The following is a 2,521-nucleotide window of genomic DNA, read 5'->3' as shown; positions in this document are numbered from 1 at the left end:
ATGATAGACACCGAAAGGAGAATGGTATGATGAGTGATCATAAGAAATCAGAAGAATTGGCAGTGCAACGTTTTCAGTTGATATCACCTTTATTGGCAGAAGGGCTTGACGCTGGAAAAGTAAAAGAATTAAGAGGTCAAATTGCTAAGGCAAGCGGCCTTTCAGAAAGAACCATCAGACGATATTTGGCTCAATTTCGGGATGGTGGGTTTGGGGGATTGAAGCCTCAATCGAGAAAAGATCCTCGAAAGTCAGAAGCGATTCCTCCCCATCTATTAGACCAAGCGATTCTCCTACGTAAGGAAGTGCCGAGCCGGAGCGTAGCTCAAATTATACAGATTCTTGAATGGGAGGGGCTGGCTGAACCAGGACAAATCAAAAGATCAACCCTTCAGGAAAAACTGACGGAAAAAGGCTACAGTACAAGGCAAATGAGACTCTATTCCCAGACAGATGGAGCCGCCCGCAGGTTTCAGAAACGACACCGCAACCAACTCTGGCAGTCAGATATCAAATACGGTCCTTACTTGCCGATTGGTCCGAATGGAATGAAGAAACAAGTGTATGTTGTTGCTTTTATTGATGACGCCACTCGGTTTGTGCTTCATGCATCTTTCTATCCGACCTTGGATGCAAGGATCATTGAAGATGCCTTCCGACAGTCCATCCAAAAGTATGGTGTTCCAGAGGCGGTATATTTTGATAACGGCAAGCAGTATCGAACGAAATGGATGGCACGTACCTGCTCAAAAATAGGCACCCGTCTCACATACACAAGGCCGTATGCCGCGGAATCGAAAGGCAAAATTGAAAGGTTCAATAGAGTCATAGACTCATTCATCAGTGAAGCTGTCATTGAAAAGCCAAATACTCTGGATCGCCTGAATGAACTTTTCCAAGTCTGGCTGACTGAGTGCTATCAAAATAAGCCTCATTCTGCACTTGGAGAGAAAGTCAGTCCGGAAACCGCATTTCGGTCAGACAAGAAATCAATTCGTTTCATCGATCCGGATACGTTAAGCAATGCATTTCTTCATTGCGAGACGAGAAAAGTCGATAAATCGGGATGCATTAGCTTCATGGACCAGAAATATGAAGTAGGCTTACCCTTTATTGGACGTCAGGTTGAGGTTATCTATGATCCAGTAAACATTGAAGAGCTTACCATTGAATTCGAGAATTATACTCCTTGGAAAGCCAAAAAGCTTGTGATTGGAGAAAAAGCTGGGAAGCGTCCTGCATTACCTGAGCACTTGCAAGTGCAGAGTGTTGACTCTTCAAGACTATTAAAGGCAGCTGAACGAAAGAACGAGGAGCGTCAAAGGGAACAGAAACCTGCCGTGACCTTCCGTGGCGTTTGGAAGGAGGATGATTCTCGTGTTTGAAGCCTTCTATCAAATGGAGAAGACGCCTTTTACTAGAGACCTGCCAACGGACCAATTATATGATTCCTCTATGATGCAAGAGATCCTTGGAAGATTGAAATACACAGCTGAAAGACAGCTTTTTGCGGTCCTGAGTGGCGATAGTGGAACGGGAAAAACGACGACAATCCGTAAATTTGTGGACAAGTTGGATAAAGGAAAATTCCACGTTCTTTATTTATCCGACTCTAAGTTAACACCTCGCCATTTTTACAAGGGGTTGCTGGAACAACTAGGATCCGAATCGAAATTTTATCGAGGAGATGCAAAGCGACAACTTCATCGTGAGATTGAATTAATGAAAGGCATACGAGGACTACAACCAGTAGTCATAGTGGATGAAGCTCACCTTCTGGATCGGGAAATGCTTGAAGAGGTCCGTTTTCTTCTTAACTTTAAAATGGATTCACTAAGTCCAATGGCACTTATCCTTGTCGGTCAAAGTGAACTATGGGACCGACTACGTTTACAGTCATACGCAGCCATACGCCAAAGAATTGATATACAATTCCAGCTAGGACATCTCGATCGTGCTCAGGTTGAGGAATATATTAGTAAGCATCTGAGATACGCAGGAGTTGATCAACCCATCTTTTCAGATGGGGCGATTGGGGAAATCCATCGGTTCTCTGGTGGTGCCGCAAGGCTCATAAATAAACTCTGTACACATGGTCTTTTGTATGGCTCACAAAATGGACGTAGGATTCTTGATGATCATATGATTAAGCAAGTTATCCAAGGGGAGCTTTCATGAAAACCCGTTGGAAAGAGATGACTTATCATGAAGAGTTGGATTGTTGGGTTGTCATTTGGGGAGAAAATAAAGGGTATAAGATGCGTTGCGGAGACTGGTTTGATCTTCATCTAGGATATGGTCGGACGCTTCCTTGTCGCTTGGAACTTGGAAGGGATTGGTATATCCTTACTGGTCGAAATGACGTAAGGTTTTATCTCAAGAAAAATGAAACGTATCAAGTTGATGTGAAAGAATCTTAGGGGAGCCGTCAAGTGCTTCCCTTTCATTTTGGACAGTGAATCCGTCAGTTTTAGGACAATTAGCGCCATCAAGTTCCAGACACTTTGGAACGTCATTAACA

At 43.6% G+C, this 2,521-nt stretch carries 3 protein-coding genes; all 3 read left to right on the top strand.

Translation table 11 applies throughout. The annotated features are described in order from the left end of the window. The first annotated feature begins 29 nt into the window (after nucleotides 1-29). Genes T323_RS0115725 through T323_RS0115715 form a run of 3 tightly spaced genes read left to right on the top strand, consistent with a single transcriptional unit; the run spans nucleotide 30 to nucleotide 2,420 of the window. The gene (locus T323_RS0115725) at nucleotides 30-1,385 is read left to right on the top strand and encodes a DDE-type integrase/transposase/recombinase (protein ID WP_026674116.1); all 1,356 of its coding nucleotides are present in this window, start codon (nucleotides 30-32) and stop codon (nucleotides 1,383-1,385) included. Next, nucleotides 1,378-2,178: an ExeA family protein gene (locus tag T323_RS0115720; RefSeq protein ID WP_026674115.1), complete on the top strand. Its 801-nt coding sequence runs from the start codon at nucleotides 1,378-1,380 to the stop codon at nucleotides 2,176-2,178. Before T323_RS0115725 ends, T323_RS0115720 begins: the two co-directional genes overlap by 8 nt. Next, the gene (locus T323_RS0115715; protein WP_026674114.1) at nucleotides 2,175-2,420 is read left to right on the top strand and encodes a DUF5348 domain-containing protein; all 246 of its coding nucleotides are present in this window, start codon (nucleotides 2,175-2,177) and stop codon (nucleotides 2,418-2,420) included. Before T323_RS0115720 ends, T323_RS0115715 begins: the two co-directional genes overlap by 4 nt. Nucleotides 2,421-2,521 lie beyond the last annotated feature (101 nt).

The organism is Alkalihalobacillus bogoriensis ATCC BAA-922, assembly GCF_000621445.1.
Taxonomy (GTDB): domain Bacteria; phylum Bacillota; class Bacilli; order Bacillales; family Bacillaceae_F; genus Bacillus_AO; species Bacillus_AO bogoriense.
The sequence above is the reverse complement of the archived record's forward strand: the minus strand, read 5'-3'. Positions and strand labels throughout refer to the sequence as shown.

What these genes read in the sequence shown, in the direction of transcription:
- T323_RS0115725 (WP_026674116.1), top strand. Translation starts at nt 30, where the DNA reads ATGAGTGATCATAAGAAATCAGAAGAATTGGCAGTGCAACGTTTTCAG.
- T323_RS0115715 (WP_026674114.1), top strand. Translation starts at nt 2,175, where the DNA reads ATGAAAACCCGTTGGAAAGAGATGACTTATCATGAAGAGTTGGATTGT.